The sequence below is a fragment of the Aquabacterium sp. OR-4 genome (assembly GCF_025290835.2).
GTDB lineage: Bacteria > Pseudomonadota > Gammaproteobacteria > Burkholderiales > Burkholderiaceae_C > Pseudaquabacterium.
Genome location: NZ_JAOCQD020000002.1, coordinates 1,681,511 through 1,698,589 on the forward strand (window position 1 = coordinate 1,681,511; position 17,079 = coordinate 1,698,589).

Genomic DNA, 17,079 nt, shown 5'->3' on the forward strand with positions numbered 1-17,079 from the left:
CGCCACCGGCACGTGAAGCACGTGCCGGCGCGCGGACCACATCACTTCTTGCGGCTGCGCGTGGCGACAACCAGGGCGCCAACGGCCAGGCCCACCAGGGCGATCGAGCCCGGCTCCGGCACGAGTTGCAGCGCGGCGTGAGCGCTGCCAGCCATTGCAAATGCACCGGCCGCGACGGCACCAACAAACTTGAAAACCGACTTCATGTTCACTCCAGCCAAATGAAAAACCTTGTTACGCAGCGCCCGTTTTACCGGACGTGCGCTTGTTCACACTTCCGCACGAACCTTCATTTTCAGCAAATTTTGTGCCACTGAAGGCCCGTTCTTCCAGATCAAGCACTTAGGGTTCAGCGCCGAAGACCTCCATTCGCCGCTGTAAGGTTTCCCGACAACAACCTGTCCCCCAACAAGGTCGACACGTTTTCACATCGGGCGGAAACAGGCAATGGTGGCGCGTTGTCAAACTGGCCAGATCGTGAATCGTTTGCGCTGCCGGCGCATGACAGCACCCGCCGAATGCCTGGCGTGCTGCGCCTGACAGAAGCCGTGCCCGCCGCCGCGCGCGCCCGCCAAACGGCCTTGGCGCCTGCCCACGGCGACGGCGGCACGGGGGCGCGCGGCGCCCGCGCGGGTTCTGCGCAGCACCCCGCCCGTACAATGTCACGATGCATGCCCCGTCCGCCTTGGTTGCCCGCGTCTACGCTGCGACGCGCCGCCAGACCACGCGCGACCGAATTCGACGCGCAGTGCGTTGACGCCCGGCGCGGCATACAGCCGCTGCGCCACCCGCCCGGCCGCGCCGCCACTCCAGGCGCAGGCCCGCCTCTCCGCCCGATTGCCCACGCGCCGCCCCGCCGGCGCCAGCCCGCCATGACCGACGCCACCACCCCGGACTACCGTGCCACGCTGAACCTGCCCGACACCCCGTTTCCGATGCGTGGCGACCTGCCCAAGCGCGAGCCGGGCTGGGTGAAGCAGTGGAACGACGACGGCCTGTACCAGCGCCTGCGCGATGCGCGCTGCAACGCGCCCAAGTTCATCCTGCACGACGGCCCGCCCTATGCCAACGGCCAGATCCACATGGGCCATGCGGTGAACAAGGTGCTCAAGGACATGATCGTCAAGGCGCGGCAGCTGGCCGGCTTTGATGCGCAGTACGTGCCGGGCTGGGACTGCCACGGCCTACCGATCGAGAACGCCATCGAGAAAAAGCATGGCCGCACGCTCAGCCGCGACGACATGCAGGCCAAGAGCCGCGCCTACGCCACCGAGCAAATTGGCCAGCAAATGCTGGATTTCCAGCGCCTGGGGGTTTTGGGCGACTGGAAGAAACCTTATCGCACGATGGATTTCGCCAACGAGGCCGGAGAAATCCGCGCTTTCAAGCGCGTGATTGAACGGGGTTTTGTCTACCGCGGCCTGAAACCGGTTTATTGGTGTTTTGATTGCGGATCGTCGCTGGCCGAATTCGAAATCGAATATGCCGACAAGAAAAGCCAGACGCTGGATGTTGCATTCCCCAGCGCCGAGCCCGAGAAACTCGCGGCGGCATTTGGTCTGGCAAAAATCGACAAACCTGCATTCGTGGTGATCTGGACCACCACGGCCTGGACCATCCCGGCCAACCAGGCCTTGAACCTCAACCCGGCGCTCGAGTACGCGCTGGTCGACACCGAGCGCGGCCTGCTGGTGCTGGCCGCCAGCCTGGTGGACAAGTGTCTGGCACGTTACGGCATCGGCGGCACGGTGCTGGCCACCGCGCTGGGAGAGAAGCTGGGCGGCCTGAACTTCCGCCACCCGCTGGCCGAGGTGGACGCTGGCTATGACCGCCTGTCGCCCGTCTACCTGGCTGATTACGCGACCGCCGACGATGGCACCGGCATCGTGCATTCGTCGCCGGCCTACGGCGTGGACGACTTCAACTCCTGCCGCGCCAACGGCATGGGCGTCGACGACATCCTGAACCCGGTGGGCGGCAACGGCGTGTATGCGGCCGACTTCCCGCTGTTTGGCGGCCAGCAGATCTGGAAGGCCGTGCCGGTCATCCTGGAGGCGCTGAAGAACGCCGGCCGCCTGATGGCCACCGAGACCATCACCCACAGCTACCCGCACTGCTGGCGCCACAAGAGCCCGGTGATCTACCGCGCCGCGGCGCAGTGGTTTGTGCGCATGGACGAGGGCGAGGGCGTGTTCACCCAGGACAAGGCGCCCAAAACCCTGCGCCAGATGGCGCTGGACGCCATCGACCACACCCAGTTCTATCCCGAGAACGGCAAGGCCAGGCTGCGCGACATGATCGCCAACCGGCCCGACTGGTGCATCAGCCGCCAGCGCAGCTGGGGTGTGCCGGTGCCGTTCTTCCTGCACAAGGAGACCGGCGAACTGCACCCGCGCACGATGGAGATCCTGGACCAGGCGGCCGGCATCGTCGAGCAGGGCGGCATCGAGGCCTGGAGCCGCGCCACGGCCGAAGACATCCTGGGCGCCGCCGACGCGCCGCACTACAGCAAGAGCAGCGACATCCTCGAGGTGTGGTTCGACTCGGGCTCCACCTTCTGGCATGTGCTGCGCGGCACCCATGCCAACACCGGCGGCAGCCTGGGCCACCACGATGTCGGCCCCGAGGCCGACCTGTACCTGGAAGGCCATGACCAGCATCGCGGCTGGTTCCACAGCTCGCTCTTGCTGGCCTGCGCCATCTACGGCCGCGCGCCCTACCGCGGCCTGCTGACCCACGGCTTCACCGTGGACAGCCAGGGCCGCAAGATGAGCAAGAGCCTGGGCAACGGCATCGAGCCGCAGGCGGTGAGCCAGAAGCTGGGCGGCGAGATCATCCGCCTGTGGGTGGCGGCCAGCGACTACTCGGGCGACATCGCCGGCGACGACAAGATCCTGGCCCGCGTGGTGGACGCCTACCGCCGCATCCGCAACACGCTGCGCTTTCTGCTGGCCAATGTGAGCGACTTCGATCCGAAGGCGGACGCCGTGCCGGCCGATCAACTGCTGGAGATCGACCGCTTCGCACTGGCCCGTGCGGCCGAGTTCCAGGCCGAGATCCTGAAGCACTACGAGGTGTACGAGTTCCACCCCGTCGTGTCCAAGCTGCAGGTGTACTGCTCGGAAGACCTGGGCGCGTTCTACCTCGATGTGCTGAAGGACCGCCTCTACACCACCGCACCCAAGAGCCTGGCGCGCCGCAGCGCGCAGACCGCGCTGTGGCAGATCACGCAGGCCATGCTGCGCTGGATGGCGCCGTTCTGCAGCTTCACCGCCGAAGAAGCCTGGGCCATCTTTGCCCCCGGCCAGGGCAGCATCTTCCTGCAGACCTACTGGAACTTTGCCGACGTGGGCGCCACGCCCGATGCCGCGCTGCTGGCCAAGTGGTCCGCCGTGCGCGAGGTGCGCGACGCGGCCAACAAGGCCATCGAGGCGGTGCGCACCGCCGGCGGCGTGGGCTCGTCGCTGCAGGCCAATGTGACCGTGGCCGCACCGCCCGAAACCCACGCGCTGCTGGCCAGCCTGGGCGAGGATCTGAAGTTCGTGTTCATCACCTCAGTGGCGCAACTGGCCGAAGCGCCCGAACTGGCGATCACGGTAACGCCCAGCACGGCCACCAAGTGCGAGCGCTGCTGGCACTGGCGCGACGACGTGGGCCACGACAGCGCCCACCCCACGCTGTGCGGCCGCTGCACCAGCAACCTGCATGGTGCGGGCGAGGTGCGCACGGTGGCCTGAGGCCACCAGCGGCCTTCGGCCGGCTGCACAGAATTGGGCCACCCGCGGTGGCCCTTTTTCATGGCCGGGCGACCAGGCTCAGGGCCGGACCATCTTGCACTCCGTGCCCTGCGCCAGCTCGTTGCCGCTGTAGCTGGCATCGGTGCGAAAGCCCCAGTTCGTGCCCTCGTAGCCGGCCTTCACCGCCTTGCCGTCGACCGGCGCGATGGTGTTCACCACCTGGGGCAGCAGCAGCTGGTGGTCTTCGGCGCGCATGCGCACCGGGCCCACGCTGGTGTCAAAGCTCAGGTCTTCCATCGCGCGGGCGATCTTGATCGGCTCCAGCGACTTGGCCTTCTCGATGGCGGCGGCCACGAAGCGCGGCGTCATCTCGATGCGGGGTGCCAGAAAGTCCTTGCCGGTCTTGGCCTTGAAGGCCTTGGCCAGGGCGTCCACCCGGGGCGTGTCGGCCTGGCCCGGGTGCCACTCGGCCACCCAGGTCAGCTGGCCCAGCTTGGCCAGGCTCATGGCCGTGACGGTGCCGGGAAAGGCCCCGGCGCTGTGGTTGTAGTAGCGCAGGTTCATGCCGGCGTCTGCCGCGGCGCGCAGCAGCAGGGTCATGTCCTGGCCCCAGTTGCCGGTGATCAGCGTGTCGGCGCCGCTGGCCTTCACCTTGCTGAGGTAGGGCGCGAAGTCTTTCACACGGCCGATGGGGTGGAAGTCGCCGCCGACGAACTTCACGTCGGGCCGCGCCAGGCCCACCAGCTCCTGGCCGTACTTGGCCCACTGGCGGCCGTGGGCGTAATCCTGGTTCAGCAGGTAGGCGCTCTTGACCTCGGGCGTGCGCTTGATGGTGTTGGCCAGGGCCTTCATCTTCATCGCGGTATTGGCCTCCAGCTGGAAGTGCCAGAAGCTGCAGCGCTTGCCGGTCAGGTCGGGATCGATCGACGAGTGGTTCAGCACGATCACCTGGCGCTCGGGGTTGCGCTCGTTGTGCTTGGCCGCCGCGTCGATCAGCGCCGCCACCACGGTGGAGCCCGAACCGCCGGTGACGATGGCGCGCGCGCCCTGGTCAATGGCCGACTGCAGCGCGCTCTGGCTTTCTTGCGCCGAAAGCTTGCTGTCGAACTGCAGCAGCTCCAGCTTTACCTTGCCCGCCGCACCGGCGTTGACGCCGCCCCTGGCATTGATGTCGGCCACCGCAAACTGCACATGCGCCAGCATCAGCTCGCCCACCGAGGCAAACGGGCCCGACAACGGGTCGATGAAGGCCAGCTTGAAGCTTTGCTCGGCGGCGGCGGCCGCCTGGGGCGTGGCCACCAGGCCCATCCAGGCCACGGCGGTGGCGGTGGCGGTGGCGGCGGCACGCCAGCGGCGGCGCGGCGGGTGTGTGTTCATGCGCGGGATCTCCTCGGGGGTGCGGGTGGGCGCCAGGGCCGGTTCGGGCAGACCGATCACGCGCCAGGCCAGGCGGCTGAGCTGCTGCACCACGGCCTCGGCTGGCAGGCGGCCCTCGGGCCGGTACCAGCTGTACAGGAAGCCCGGCAGGCTGCAGGCCGCCAGCGCGGTGATGCGCGTCTCCTGACCCGGCGCGAAGTGCAGCGTGCCGTCGGCACGGCCACGCTCCAGCAGCGCGCAGAACCGGTCGTAGAAGTGGTGGGCCAGGCGCCTTTGCTCGGCCATGTATTCGGGGCGATAGGCCTGTGGTTCGCGGTAGGCAAAAAACGCCGCCGGGTAATGCGCCAGCGTGGCGCGGATCAGGCGCTCGACGGCCTGCGCGGCCTGCAGCTGCGGCGGCAGCGCCGCCAGCGTGCCGTCGTCCAGCACGGTGAAGCAGGCCACGGCGGGCGTCCAGCTCAGGGTCTCGAACAGCTCCTGCTTGTTGCGGAAGTAGTAGTAGACGAAGGGCTTGGTCACACCCAGCCTGTCGGCCACCTGCTCGATGGTGGTGCGGGCATAGCCCTGGGCGTGGAACAGCGCCTCGGCGGCGCGCAGGATGGCCTCGCGCTTGGCATCGGTGGCGGCCGTGGGCTGGCGCTGGCGCGGGCCGCGCGCGCTGCGCGTGGCCCTGGCTGACGCCGCGGAGACAGGTGGATTCACCGAGCGCATGACTCAGCTACTGCTGAGTAGTATTTGCGCGGCATCTTCTACCAGCCGGTAGCGCCCGGCAAGTCCGTGCCGGCCCTCGTTAACCCGCAGCCCGCCCCCAGGCCCAACCCGCACCGGAGCCCGCCATGCGCGAACGCACCGTCGACATCCCGCTCGCCGCGCCGCTGCACGCTTACCTGCGCCAGCACGCCCTCACCCAGCCCGACAAGCCGGCCTTCCTGTGGTACGGCGCGGCACTCAGCTATGCCCAGCTCGACGCGGCCAGCGACGCCTTTGCCGCGCGCCTGCTGGCCAGCGGCGTGCAGGCGGGCGAAGCGGTGGCGCTGTTCCTGGGCAACTGCCCGCAGTACGTGGTGGCGCATGTGGGCATCCAGAAGGCCGGCGCCATCGTCTGCCCCTGCGGGCCGCTGAACAAGGCCCACGAGCTGCAGTACCAGCTCGATGACCTGCAGGCGCGCGTGATCGTGGCCGCCGCGCCGCTGCTGCCCATCGTGGCCCAGGTGCGGGCGCAGACGGCACTGCAGCAGGCCTTCGTGGTGCACTACGCCGACCTGCTGCCCGAGCAGCCCACGCTGGACCTGCCCGCCGAGTTGCAGGCGCTGCGCCAGGCGCCGCGCGAGATGCCGGCCATCGATGGCCTGGCGTGCGAAGACTTCCTCGCCGTGATGCGCAGCGGCGCGCCCTGTCCGCCGGTGCGCGTGGGCCTGAGCCACACCGCGCTGATGACCTACACCTCGGGCACCACCGGCCTGCCCAAGGGCGCCATGCTCAGCCACGACAACGCGTTGTACAAGACGGCCGCCTGCGCCGGCTGCAATGGCGTGGCCGGCGATGACGTGCTGCTGGCCATTGCGCCGCTGTACCACATCGCCGGCATGCTGATGGGCATCGATGTGACGCTGTACACCGGCGCCACCACGGTGCTGCTGCACCGCTTCGACCCGCTGGCCACGCTGCAGGCCATTGAGCGGCACCGCGTCAGCTGGTGGTACAGCATCGCGCCGATGAACGTGGCCTGCATGCAGGTGCCGGGCGCGCAGGCGATGGATTTGTCCAGCCTGCGCGTCAACCCGGTCACCAGCTTCGGCATCACGTTCACGGCGCCGCTGGCCGCGCAGTGGCGCGCGCATGCGCCCCGCTGCGACAGCTTCGAGGCCGCCTACGGCCTGAGCGAAACCCACACCTGCGACACCTACATGCCGCGCGAGGCCGTGCGCTGGGGCACGCACGGCAAGCCGGCGCCGGGCGTCACCATCCGCATCCTCGATCCCGACACCGGTGCCGACAAGCCCACCGGCGAGGTGGGCGAGATCGTGCTGAAAAGCCGCGGCAGCTTCCAGGGCTACTGGAACAAGCCCGAGGCCACCGCCAAGACCCTGCGCGACGGCTGGGTGCACACCGGCGACATGGGCGTGCTCGATGACCAGGGCTACCTCACCTTCATCGGCCGCTTCAAGGAGATGATCAAGGTGTCGGGCTACAGCGTGTTTCCCGAAGAGGTGGAAACCATCCTGATCAAGCACCCGGCCGTGGCCCAGGCCGCGGTGATCGGCGTGGCCGATGCCGACAAGGGCGAGGTGGTGCGCGCCTTCATCGTGAAGAAGCCGGGCGCTGACGTGGCTGAGGCCGCACTGATCGCCTGGGCCCGCGACAACATGGCCAGCTACAAGGCGCCGCGCAGCGTGCGCTTCATCGATGCGCTGCCGGCCACCGGTGCCGGCAAGGTGCTGCGCCGCCTGCTCAAGGACCCCGCCTGATGTTCAAGAAACTGCTGGTCGCCAACCGTGGCGAAATCGCGCTGCGCATCCTGCGCGCGGCGCAGGATCTGGGCATCGCCACCGTCAGCGTCTATGCGCGCGACGACGTGGGCGCGCCGCACACCCTGCTGGCCGACGAGGCTGTGGCGCTCGATGCCACCGGCCCGGCGGCCTACCTCGACATCGCCACGCTGGTGGCCACGGCGCGCGCCCACGCTTGCGATGCGGTGCACCCGGGCTACGGCTTCCTCAGCGAGCGGGCCGACTTCGCCCGTGCCTGTGCGGCGGCCGGCCTGTGCTTCGTGGGCCCCACGCCGGATCAGCTGGCCCTGTTCGGCGACAAGGCGTGTGCCCGCGCCCTGGCCGCCGAGCACGGCGTGCCGCTGCTGCCGGGCACCGGCGCGGCCACGCTGGCTGAACTGCAGGCCTTCTTCGCCGAACAGCGCGCGCACGATCCGCAGTGCGGCCTGATGCTCAAGGCCGTGGCCGGTGGCGGCGGCCGCGGCATGCGCGCGGTGCTGCAGCCGGCCGACCTGCCCGAGGCCTACACCCGCTGCAGCGCCGAGGCGCAGGCCGCCTTCGGCCTGGGCGCGGTGTATGCCGAGCGCCTGATGCCGCGCGCCCGCCACCTCGAGATCCAGCTGATCGGCGATGGCCGCCAGGTGATGGCGCTGGGCGAGCGCGAATGCACGCTGCAGCGCCGCTTCCAGAAGCTGGTGGAGATCGCCCCCAGCCCCACCCTGCCCGATGCGCTTCGCGCGCAGCTGGTGCAGGCCGCGCTGACCCTGGCACGCGCCAGCGGCTACCAGAGCCTGGGCACCTTCGAGTTCCTGGTCGACGAGGCGTCTACTGAGCTGCCCTTCGTGTTCATCGAGGCCAATCCGCGCCTGCAGGTCGAGCACACGGTCACCGAGGCGGTCACCGGCGTCGACCTGGTGGCGGCGCAGATCGCCATTGCCGCCGGACGCTCACTGGCCGCGCTGGGTCTCGACCCGGCCGCGCCGCCCATGCCGCGCGGCTTTGCGGTGCAATGGCGCATCAACGCCGAGCGCCTGGATGCGCAAGGCCAGGCCCAGGCCGCCAGCGGCCTGCTCACCCGCTGCGAGCTTGCCGCCGGCCCCGGCGTGCGCGTGGACAGCCAGGCGCGCCAGGGCCTGCAGCCCTCGCCGCACTACGACACCCTGCTGGCCAAGCTGATCGTGCACCACCCGGGCCATGGCGCCGAGGGCTGGGCCGATGTGCTGCGCCGCTCGCGCCGCGCGCTGGGTGAGTGCCGCATCGAGGGCCTGGCCACCAACCTGCCGCTGCTGCGCGCACTGGCCGAACATCCGGCCCTGGCTGAGCATGCCGTGCACACCCGCTGGCTCGAGGCCGAATGGCCCGCACTGCAACCGCTGCTGGCGGCGCACGCCGACGCCCACCACGCCAGCACCGCCACGCAAGCCCCCACCGCGGCCGACGACACCCCGCCGCCCGGCCTGCAGGCCCTGCGCGCGCCCATGGCCGGCCGCCTGGTGCAGTTCAGCGTGGCCGAGGGCGGGCTGCTGGCCGATGGGGCCGAGGCCCTGGTGCTGGAATCGATGAAGATGCAGCACGGCATCGCCTCGCCGCTGGCCGCGCGCGTGGCCGCGCGCCGGGTGGCCGAGGGCGATTTCGTGCAGGACGGGCAGGTGCTGCTGTGGCTCACCCCCGAGGACAGCGCCGGCAGCGCAGTGGACGAAGCCGCCCTGCGCAGCCCCGACCACATCCGCCCCGACCTGCAGCGCGCCCTCGAGCGCATCGCCCTCACCGACGACGCCGCCCGCCCCGAGGCCGTGGCCAGGCGCCATGCCCAGGGCGGCCGCACCGCGCGCGAGAACATCGCCGATCTGTGCGATGAGGGCTCGTTCATCGAGTACGGCGGCCTGGCCATTGCCGCGCAGCAGCGCCGCCGCAGCCTCGATGACCTGCAGCGCAACACGCCGGCCGACGGCATGGTCACCGGCATCGGTGCGGTCAACAGCCGCGAGTTCGGCCCCGAGCGCAGCCGCACCGCGGTGCTGGCCTACGACTACACGGTGCTGGCCGGCACCCAGGGCTGGCGCAACCACCACAAGAAGGATCGGCTGCTGAAGCTGATCCACGACTGGCAGTTGCCCACCGTGCTGTTTGCCGAAGGCGGTGGCGGCCGCCCGGGCGATGTGGACATGCCCATCGTCGCCGGGCTGAACAACCACACCTTCAGCCAGTTTGCGGCGCTGTCGGGCCAGGTGCCGTTCGTGGGCATCGTGCATGGCCGCTGCTTTGCCGGCAATGCGGCGCTGCTGGGCTGTGCCGACACCATCATCGCCACCCGGTCGGCCAACATCGGCATGGGTGGCCCGGCCATGATCGAGGGCGGCGGCCTGGGCGTCTACAAGCCCGAGGAGATCGGCCCGGCGGCCGATCTGGCGCGCAACGGCGTGATCGACCTGCTGGTGGATGACGAAGCCGCCGCGGTGCTCGCCACGCAGCAGTACCTGGGCTACTTCCAGGGCCGGCTGGGCGCTGATCTGTGGCGTTATGGCGATGCCCGCGCGCTGCGCCACTGCGTGCCCGAGAACCGCCTGCGCGCCTACGACATGCGCGCGCTGGTCGGCACGCTGGCCGACGCAGGCTCGGTGCTCGAGCTGCGCGCCGGCTTCGGCCACGGCATGGTCACGGCACTGATCCGCATCGAAGGCCGGCCCATGGCCCTGCTGGCCAACAACCCGCAGCACCTGGGCGGCGCCATCGACCCCGAGGCCGCCGACAAGGGCGCGCGCTTCCTGCAGCTGGCCAATGCCCATGGCCTGCCGGTGCTGACGCTGTGCGACACGCCGGGCTTCATGGTCGGCCCCGAGATCGAGCGCCAGGCCCAGGTGCGCCATGCCTGCCGGCTGTTCGTGGCCGCGGCCCACCTCACGGTGCCCTGCTTCACGGTGGTGGTGCGCAAGGGCTACGGCCTGGGTGCGCAGGCCATGGCCGTGGGCGGCTTCGATGCGCCGGTGTTCACCGTGGCCTGGCCGACCGGCGAGTTTGGCGCCATGGGCCTGGAAGGCGCGGTGCGCCTGGGCTTCCGCAAGGAGCTCGAGGCCGCCGCGGCCGGCCCCGAGCGCGACGCGCTGTACGACAGGCTGGTGGCCCAGCAGTACGCCAACGGCTCGGCACTGAACATGGCGCAAACCTTGGAGATCGACGCGGTGATCGACCCCGCCGACACCCGCGCCTGGCTGGTGCGCGGGCTCGACAGCGCCACCGGGCGTGGCGCCGCGCCGGCATCGGGCCCACGCTTCATCGATTGCTGGTAAGCGCAGGCATCCGCCCACCGGCCGCTGCGGTGCGCAATGGCAGACTGCGGTCATGCGTTTGCTTCTTCGCGGCCTGCTGGTCGGCCTGATTGCCCTGCCCCTGCTGGCGCTGGCCGCGCTGTGGTTGGCGCTGCAGGCGCAGCCGATGGTGCCGGCCGGCCCGCGCCTGGGCCACGCCGACATCGAGCGCGCACGCGCCCTGCTCAGGCGCCACGACCCGCGCCGCACGCCGGCCGGCGTGCAGCGCGCGGTGGCCCTGACCGCGCGCGACATCGAGCTGCTGATCGACCAGGCCAGCCAGCGCCTGGGCCCGGCCGGCCAGGCCCGCGCCCAGGTCACGCTGCTGCCCGGCACGGCCCGGGTGCGCGCCAGCCTGGCGCTGCCGAGCAATCCGCTGGGCGGCTGGCTCAATGTCGACCTGACGCTGGCCGAGACCCAGGCCCTGCCCGAGGTGCAGGCCTTGCGCCTGGGCGCGCTGCCGGTGCCCGGCTGGCTGGCCGAGCGCGCACTGCCGCGACTGCTCGAGGCCCTGGGCCTGCAGGCCCAGGGCGATCTGGCGCAACGCATCGTGAGCCGGGTGCAGTTCACCGGCCAGTTTGGCGTGGTGGCCTTTGCCTGGCCCGCCCACCTGCGCGAAACCCTGGCCGCCAGCCTGCTGCAGCCCGACGAGCAGGAGCGCCTGCGCATGTATGTGGAGCGGCTGGCCGCCGTGGCGCCGGCGGGCCAGTCCAGCCGCCGCGTGGCGCTGGCCGCGCTGCTGCCGCCGTTGTTTGCATTGGCGCGCCAGCGCACCGATTCGGGCCAGAGTGCCGAGCAGGAGAACCGCGCCGCGCTGCTGGCCCTGACCCTGGTGGCCACCCATCCGCGCGCGCTGGCCGAGCTGGTGCCGTCGTCTCGCCAGTGGGCCCGTGTGCGGCCGATGGTGGTGGTGTTGCACGGGCGCTCCGACACGCCGCTGCACTATCTGGTGTCGGCCGTGCTGGCGGCCGAAGGCGGTGGCCGGCTGGCCGATGCCATCGGCCTGTACAAGGAGGTGTCCGATTCGCGCGGCGGCTCGGGCTTCAGCTTCAACGACCTGACGGCCGACCGCGCCGGCACCCGCCTGGGCCAGCGCGCCCGGCGCGATGCCCAGGCCCTGCAGCAGCGCCTGGCAGCACCGCTGGGTGACCGCGACCTGCTGCCCGATGTGAGCGACCTGCCCGAGAACCTGCCCGAGCCGGAGTTTCAGCGCCGCTTTGGCGGTGTGGATGCACCGGCCTACCGCGCCATGCTGGCAGGCATCGAGCAGCGCCTGAACCGCCTGCCGCTGCTGCAGGCCACGCCATAGGGCTGGCCAACCGGGCCGAGGGCCGGGCCGCCGCGCCCCCCGCCTGTGGCCTGGCCTGGCCGGGCCGCTGACTCAGTGCAGCACCAGCAGCGGCAGCTTGCTGTGCGACAGCACGGTCTTGGTGTGCGAGCCGAACAGCAGCTCGCCAAAGGTGCCGCGTCCGTGGGTGACCATCACGATCATGTCGCAGCCGGCGCTTTCGGCCTGCTCGACGATGGCCTGATCCACGCCCGTGGCATTGGCATGCAGGCCGGTGAAAGGAACGCCCGACTCGGCCGCGCGCGCCTCGAAGGCGGTGAGCAGCTTGCGCGCATGGGTGTCGGTCTTCTCGAGGTGCGCGGCGGTGCTGCGCTCGTACTGCGACATCTGCACGCCGGGCGTGGGCAGCGGCGCGTCGGGCTCGACAACGAAGCCGGTGATCGCGGCGCCCAGCTGCTTGGCCAGCGCGATGCTGGTCTGCATGGCGCGCTCTGACAGCGCGCTGCCGTCAATCGGCACGAAAAGGTTCTTGAACATGGCGGATCCCTGTGGGAGTGCAGTGAGATTGCCGCCATGGTGGCCGCGCACCCCGGTCTGCGCATTGACCTTGGTCAATGCGGGCCAGGCCGCGCGGCGGCCCCGCTGCGGGGCCTGCGCCAGATCAGTTTGACGCGGCGCTGGCAGCGGCCGAAGCCGCCACCGCCGGCACGCTGGCCGCAGCCGGCGCGGCCGTGGCCGGCTCGGACGCAGCCGGGCCGTGGCCCACGTCACCGCCGTGCTTTTCACCGCTCATGTCGATGTCGCCACCGCTCTTGGCCAGGATGAACAGCGCCAGCGCGGCGAAGACGATGAATCCGAGAACCAGCTTCCACATGGTTGTGTGTTCCTGAAAGAAAGACGCGTTGCCGCAAAAAGAAGAAGGAGGAAAGAGGGGGCGCGAAACACCGGGCCGCGGTGCCGCCGCCAGGGACGGCGGGCCTGACCGGCCAGTATCGCGCCGGGCGCTGACGGCGCACTGTCAAGGCGCCGCTCGGTGCCGCAGCGCCCGGACACCGGGGCAGCCGGGCAGGCCATCGGCGCGCGGCAATGAAATCGGCCGCAGCGAACTGCGGCCGGAACCTTGGTGTTGCCCGCGGCACCGGCTCGGGCCGGGGCCGCGCCGGGCTGGCTGCCACCGTGGCAACCGGCCGCGGCCGCGAGGCGATCAGTCGCCGGCGTAGATGTCGACGTCCTTGGTCTCACGCACGAACAGCATGCCGATCACCAGCGTCATCGAGGCGATGATGATCGGGTACCACAGGCCGTGGTACATGTTGCCGTTGGCGGCCACCATCGCGAAGGCGATGGTGGGCATCAGGCCACCGAACCAGCCGTTGCCGATGTGGTACGGCAGGCTCATCGAGGTGTAGCGGATGCGGGTGGGGAACAGCTCGACCAGCATCGCGGCGATCGGGCCGTAGACCATGGTCACGTAGATCACCAGCACGCTCAGGATGCCGACGATCTTCCACCAGGCGCCCGACAGCGGTGCAATCGGGTCGGCCTTGGCCGGGTAGCCGGCGGCCTTCAGCGCCTCGGTCACGTCCTTCTTGAACGCGGCGATGGCCTTGGTGCTGGCTTCGTCGAACTTCTGGTTCACCACGGTGCCCACCGGGGCGGTGATCTGCTTGTCGCCGATCTGCACCACGGCCGGGCCGGCGGCCGTGGCGTTGACGTTGTCGTAGCTCACCGACTGCTGCGCCAGGTAGCGCTTGGCGATGTCGCAGGACTTGGTGAAGTCGATCTCGCGCGCCACCGGGTTGCCCTGGAACGAGCAATCACCCACGCCGGCAGTCACCGTCACCTTGGCGTTCTTCTGCGCAGCGGCCAGCTTGGGGTTGGCCGCGTTGGTCAGCGCCTCGAACAGCGGGAAGTAGGTGAGGATGGCCAGCAGCAGGCCCGCCATGATGATCGGCTTGCGGCCGATGCGGTCGGACAGCGTGCCGAAGACCACGAAGAACGGCGTGCCGATGATCAGCGACACCGCCACCAGGATGTTGGCGGTGGGGCCGTCAACCTTGAGCACGTTGCTCAGGAAGAACAGCGCGTAGAACTGGCCCGAGTACCAGACCACGGCCTGACCGGCCACCAGGCCGAACAGCGCCAGGATCACGATCTTCAGGTTCTTCCACTGGCCGAACGATTCGGACAGCGGCGCCTTCGAGACCTTGCCCTCTTCCTTCATCTTCTTAAAGGCCGGCGATTCGTTCATCGACAGGCGGATCCACACGCTGATGGCCAGCAGCAGGATCGAGACGATGAACGGCACGCGCCAGCCCCAGTCGGCAAACGCCGCCTCGCCGATGATGGTGCGGGTGCCCAGGATGACCATCAGGCTGAGAAACAGGCCCAGCGTGGCGGTGGTCTGGATCCACGCGGTGTAGGCACCGCGGCGGCCGTGCGGCGCGTGCTCGGCCACGTAGGTGGCGGCACCGCCGTACTCACCGCCGAGTGCCAGGCCCTGCAGCATGCGCAGCGCGATCAGGATCACCGGTGCGGCCACGCCGATGGTGGCGTAGTTGGGCAGGATGCCCACGATGAAGGTGGCCAGACCCATGATCAGGATCGTGACCAGGAAGGTGTACTTGCGGCCGATCATGTCGCCCAGGCGGCCGAACACCAGCGCGCCGAAGGGGCGCACGATGAAGCCCGCGGCAAAGGCCAGCAGCGCAAAGATGAAGGCCGCCGACGGATCGAGGCCCGAGAAGAACTGCTTGGCGATGATGGCCGCCAGCGAACCGTAGAGGTAGAAGTCGTACCACTCGAAGACCGTGCCGAGTGACGAGGCGAAGATCACCTTCTTCTCTTCGGCGGTCATGGGCGCTGCCGCGCCACCGCCTTTCATGCCCATGTTGGCTGTTGCCATGCTGACGTCTCCGTTTTCCGAGGAGCAGCGCACCGGATGGCACGCCGCGTGGGCCGGACTGTCGAAGCAACGTCTGACCGATGTCTGACGCCAAGCCAACAGAAGCTGACAATTTCAGGTGCAACCCGTAGGCTTTGTTTCACCATGCAGGAAACAACGGGACTTAGCCGGGAAAACCCCGGCGCCCCGGCTCGGGGGTGGGGCCTGCCGGCGTCAGCTTTTGCGCCTGCGTTTGCGGCTGTATTGGCGCCTGCGTTTGCGCCAGCTGCTGGCGCCGCGGGTCCAGCTGGGCCCACACCGCGCGCCTGGCGTGCTCGTCCAGCCGGCCCCAGGCGGCGATCTCGTCGAGGCTGCGCAGGCAGCCCTCGCACCAGCCGCTGGCCGCGTTCATGCGGCACACATTGATGCACGGGCTGGCCACCGGCGTGGCGGCGCCCACGGGGCCATCGTCAGCCCGAGCCGTCGGGGGTTGGCCCTTGGGGCGGCCCGGCGCGTTCATGAGGCCTCCGTCACGTCGACAGCGGGCGCGCCGGTCAGGGCCAGCAGCTCGGCCGGGGCCGCGGCAAACACGCCGTTGGGATGGCCGGCGGCGGCCCACACGGTGTCAAAGCGGAACAGCTCGCGGTCGATCAGCACCACCGGCGGCGTGGCGTGCGCCAGCGGCGACACGCCACCGATCGAGAAGCCGGTGCGCGACTTCACGAACTCGGCATCGGCGCGGCCCACCGGGCCCACCAGGGCGGTGAGCTTGGCGGTATCCACTCGCTTGTCGCCGCTGGCCACCACCAGCACCGCCACCTCGTCGGCCGGGTTGGCGGCCTTGCGCCGGAAGATCACGCTCTTGGCGATCTGGCCCACCTGCACCTCCAGCGCCTGGGCGGCCTCGGCGCAGGTGCGCGCCGACTGCGCCAGCCAGCGCGCCGGGTGCGGATGGCCGCGCTCGGCCAGCGCCGCGGCCACGCGGCGAAAGCCCTCGGGCCGGTCGTTCAAGCCGGCGTCCGGCGCGCTCGGGTTGCCGTGCTCGCTCATGCAAACACCCGGCCCTTGCGCGTGAGCAGCGCCCGGCCCACGCGCGACACCGGCGGCCGGCCCAGCACATCGCTGATATAGCCGCCGGCCTCGACCAGCGCATCCAGGTCGATGCCGGTCTCGATGCCCAGGCCGTCGAGCATGAAGACCACGTCTTCGGTGGCCACGTTGCCGGTGGCGCCCTTGGCATAGGGGCAGCCGCCCAGGCCGGCCACGCTGGCGTCAAAGCAGTGCACGCCCATCTGCAGGCAGGCGTAGATGTTGACCAGCGCCTGGCCGTAGGTGTCGTGGAAATGGCCGCTCACCTCGGCCAGCGCAAAGTGCTTGAGCGCCCGCGCCATCGCGGCCTGCACCTTGTGCGGCGTGCCCACGCCGATGGTGTCGGCCACGCCGCAGTGCTGCACGCCGATGTCGGCCAGGCGCCGGGCCACATCCTCCACCGCGTCGGCGCTGACCTCGCCCTGGTAGGGGCAGCCCAGCGCGCAGGAGATCGCCGCCCGCACCTTGACGCCGGCCGCACGCGCCGCGGCCACCACCGGGGCAAATCGCTCGATGCTCTCGGCAATGCTGCAGTTGATGTTCTTCTGGCTGAAGGCCTCGCTGGCGGCGCCAAACACCACCACCTCGTCGGGGCGGGTGGCCGGCGGCCCGGCCAGCGCCGCCTCCAGCCCCTTCAGATTGGGCGTCAGCACGCTCAGGCGCACGCCCGGCTGGCGCCGGATGCCGGCCATCACCTCGGCGTTGTCGGCCATCTGCGGCACCCACTTGGGGCTGACATAGCTGGTGGCTTCGATCTCGCGCAGCCCGGCGGCCTGCAGCCGGTGCACCAGCTCGATCTTGTGCGCGGCGGACACCGCCTGTTTCTCGTTCTGCAGGCCGTCGCGCGGGCCCACGTCGACGAGCGTGACTCGGGAGGGAATCATCGCAATCCTTCACTGAAGCGGCGGCA

The 17,079-nt window shown here is 70.1% G+C and carries 12 protein-coding genes and 1 pseudogene; 4 read left to right on the forward strand and 9 right to left on the reverse strand.

Going from position 1 to position 17,079, the window contains the following annotated elements; translation table 11 throughout:
• Positions 1-41: 41 nt before the first annotated feature.
• Positions 42-206: a PEP-CTERM sorting domain-containing protein gene (locus N4G63_RS19570; protein ID WP_260787189.1), complete on the reverse strand. Its 165-nt coding sequence runs from the start codon at positions 204-206 to the stop codon at positions 42-44.
• Between the two features lie 666 nt (positions 207-872).
• On the opposite strand from N4G63_RS19570, the gene ileS reads away from it, so the two are divergent.
• Positions 873-3,737, forward strand: coding sequence for an isoleucine--tRNA ligase (gene ileS, locus N4G63_RS19575; RefSeq protein ID WP_314600086.1), 2,865 nt, complete (start codon positions 873-875; stop codon positions 3,735-3,737).
• A gap of 78 nt (positions 3,738-3,815) precedes the next feature.
• Here the strand turns inward: ileS and N4G63_RS19580 are convergent, their stop codons facing one another.
• Together N4G63_RS19580 and N4G63_RS19585 are read right to left on the reverse strand one after the other, a co-directional pair.
• Positions 3,816-5,045: a branched-chain amino acid ABC transporter substrate-binding protein gene (locus N4G63_RS19580; protein WP_314600223.1), complete on the reverse strand. Its 1,230-nt coding sequence runs from the start codon at positions 5,043-5,045 to the stop codon at positions 3,816-3,818.
• 138 nt (positions 5,046-5,183) lie between these two features.
• Positions 5,184-5,825: pseudogene (locus N4G63_RS19585) on the reverse strand (TetR/AcrR family transcriptional regulator); the annotation flags it as partial.
• A gap of 125 nt (positions 5,826-5,950) precedes the next feature.
• On the opposite strand from N4G63_RS19585, the gene N4G63_RS19590 reads away from it, so the two are divergent.
• Genes N4G63_RS19590 through N4G63_RS19600 form a run of 3 tightly spaced genes read left to right on the forward strand, consistent with a single transcriptional unit; the run spans position 5,951 to position 12,217 of the window.
• Complete coding sequence (locus tag N4G63_RS19590; protein WP_260787187.1) at positions 5,951-7,582, forward strand: AMP-binding protein; 1,632 nt, start codon at positions 5,951-5,953, stop codon at positions 7,580-7,582.
• Positions 7,582-10,890 (forward strand): acetyl-CoA carboxylase family protein, encoded by a 3,309-nt coding sequence (locus tag N4G63_RS19595; protein WP_260787186.1) that lies wholly within the window; start codon positions 7,582-7,584, stop codon positions 10,888-10,890. The genes N4G63_RS19590 and N4G63_RS19595 overlap by 1 nt, the downstream gene beginning before the upstream one ends.
• A 52-nt stretch (positions 10,891-10,942) precedes the next feature.
• Positions 10,943-12,217 carry a hypothetical protein gene (locus N4G63_RS19600; RefSeq protein ID WP_260787185.1) on the forward strand — a complete coding sequence of 425 codons (1,275 nt, stop codon included), beginning with the start codon at positions 10,943-10,945 and terminating at the stop codon, positions 12,215-12,217.
• Between the two features lie 72 nt (positions 12,218-12,289).
• Here N4G63_RS19600 and N4G63_RS19605 read toward each other — a convergent pair whose 3' ends face one another.
• The 6 genes from N4G63_RS19605 to N4G63_RS19630 form a co-directional block, all read right to left on the reverse strand.
• Complete coding sequence (locus N4G63_RS19605) at positions 12,290-12,733, reverse strand: universal stress protein (RefSeq protein ID WP_260787184.1); 444 nt, start codon at positions 12,731-12,733, stop codon at positions 12,290-12,292.
• 124 nt (positions 12,734-12,857) lie between these two features.
• On the reverse strand, positions 12,858-13,070 hold the full coding sequence (locus N4G63_RS19610) for a hypothetical protein (protein ID WP_260787183.1): 213 nt from the start codon (positions 13,068-13,070) through the stop codon (positions 12,858-12,860).
• A 330-nt stretch (positions 13,071-13,400) separates the two neighbouring features.
• Positions 13,401-15,101, reverse strand: coding sequence for an MFS transporter (locus tag N4G63_RS19615; RefSeq protein ID WP_314600087.1), 1,701 nt, complete (start codon positions 15,099-15,101; stop codon positions 13,401-13,403).
• 163 nt (positions 15,102-15,264) lie between these two features.
• The gene (locus N4G63_RS28350; protein WP_443112070.1) at positions 15,265-15,540 is read right to left on the reverse strand and encodes a DUF1289 domain-containing protein; all 276 of its coding nucleotides are present in this window, start codon (positions 15,538-15,540) and stop codon (positions 15,265-15,267) included.
• Positions 15,541-15,596: 56 nt separating this feature from the next.
• Positions 15,597-16,130 carry a YbaK/EbsC family protein gene (locus N4G63_RS19625; RefSeq protein WP_260787182.1) on the reverse strand — a complete coding sequence of 178 codons (534 nt, stop codon included), beginning with the start codon at positions 16,128-16,130 and terminating at the stop codon, positions 15,597-15,599.
• Entirely contained in the window at positions 16,127-17,053 is a 927-nt protein-coding gene (locus tag N4G63_RS19630) for a hydroxymethylglutaryl-CoA lyase (protein ID WP_260787181.1), read from the reverse strand. Before N4G63_RS19630 ends, N4G63_RS19625 begins: the two co-directional genes overlap by 4 nt.
• Positions 17,054-17,079: the final 26 nt, after the last annotated feature.

Bases quoted from the DNA above. Each gene is read 5' to 3' on its own strand.
- N4G63_RS19570 (WP_260787189.1), bottom strand. From the start codon at position 206: ATGAAGTCGGTTTTCAAGTTTGTTGGTGCCGTCGCGGCCGGTGCATTT.
- N4G63_RS19605 (WP_260787184.1), bottom strand. From the start codon at position 12,733: ATGTTCAAGAACCTTTTCGTGCCGATTGACGGCAGCGCGCTGTCAGAG.
- N4G63_RS19580 (WP_314600223.1), bottom strand. From the start codon at position 5,045: ATGGGCCTGGTGGCCACGCCCCAGGCGGCCGCCGCCGCCGAGCAAAGC.
- N4G63_RS19630 (WP_260787181.1), bottom strand. From the start codon at position 17,053: ATGATTCCCTCCCGAGTCACGCTCGTCGACGTGGGCCCGCGCGACGGC.
- N4G63_RS19600 (WP_260787185.1), top strand. From the start codon at position 10,943: ATGCGTTTGCTTCTTCGCGGCCTGCTGGTCGGCCTGATTGCCCTGCCC.
- N4G63_RS19610 (WP_260787183.1), bottom strand. From the start codon at position 13,070: ATGTGGAAGCTGGTTCTCGGATTCATCGTCTTCGCCGCGCTGGCGCTG.
- N4G63_RS19625 (WP_260787182.1), bottom strand. From the start codon at position 16,130: ATGAGCGAGCACGGCAACCCGAGCGCGCCGGACGCCGGCTTGAACGAC.
- N4G63_RS19590 (WP_260787187.1), top strand. From the start codon at position 5,951: ATGCGCGAACGCACCGTCGACATCCCGCTCGCCGCGCCGCTGCACGCT.
- ileS (WP_314600086.1), top strand. From the start codon at position 873: ATGACCGACGCCACCACCCCGGACTACCGTGCCACGCTGAACCTGCCC.
- N4G63_RS19615 (WP_314600087.1), bottom strand. From the start codon at position 15,101: ATGGCAACAGCCAACATGGGCATGAAAGGCGGTGGCGCGGCAGCGCCC.
- N4G63_RS19595 (WP_260787186.1), top strand. From the start codon at position 7,582: ATGTTCAAGAAACTGCTGGTCGCCAACCGTGGCGAAATCGCGCTGCGC.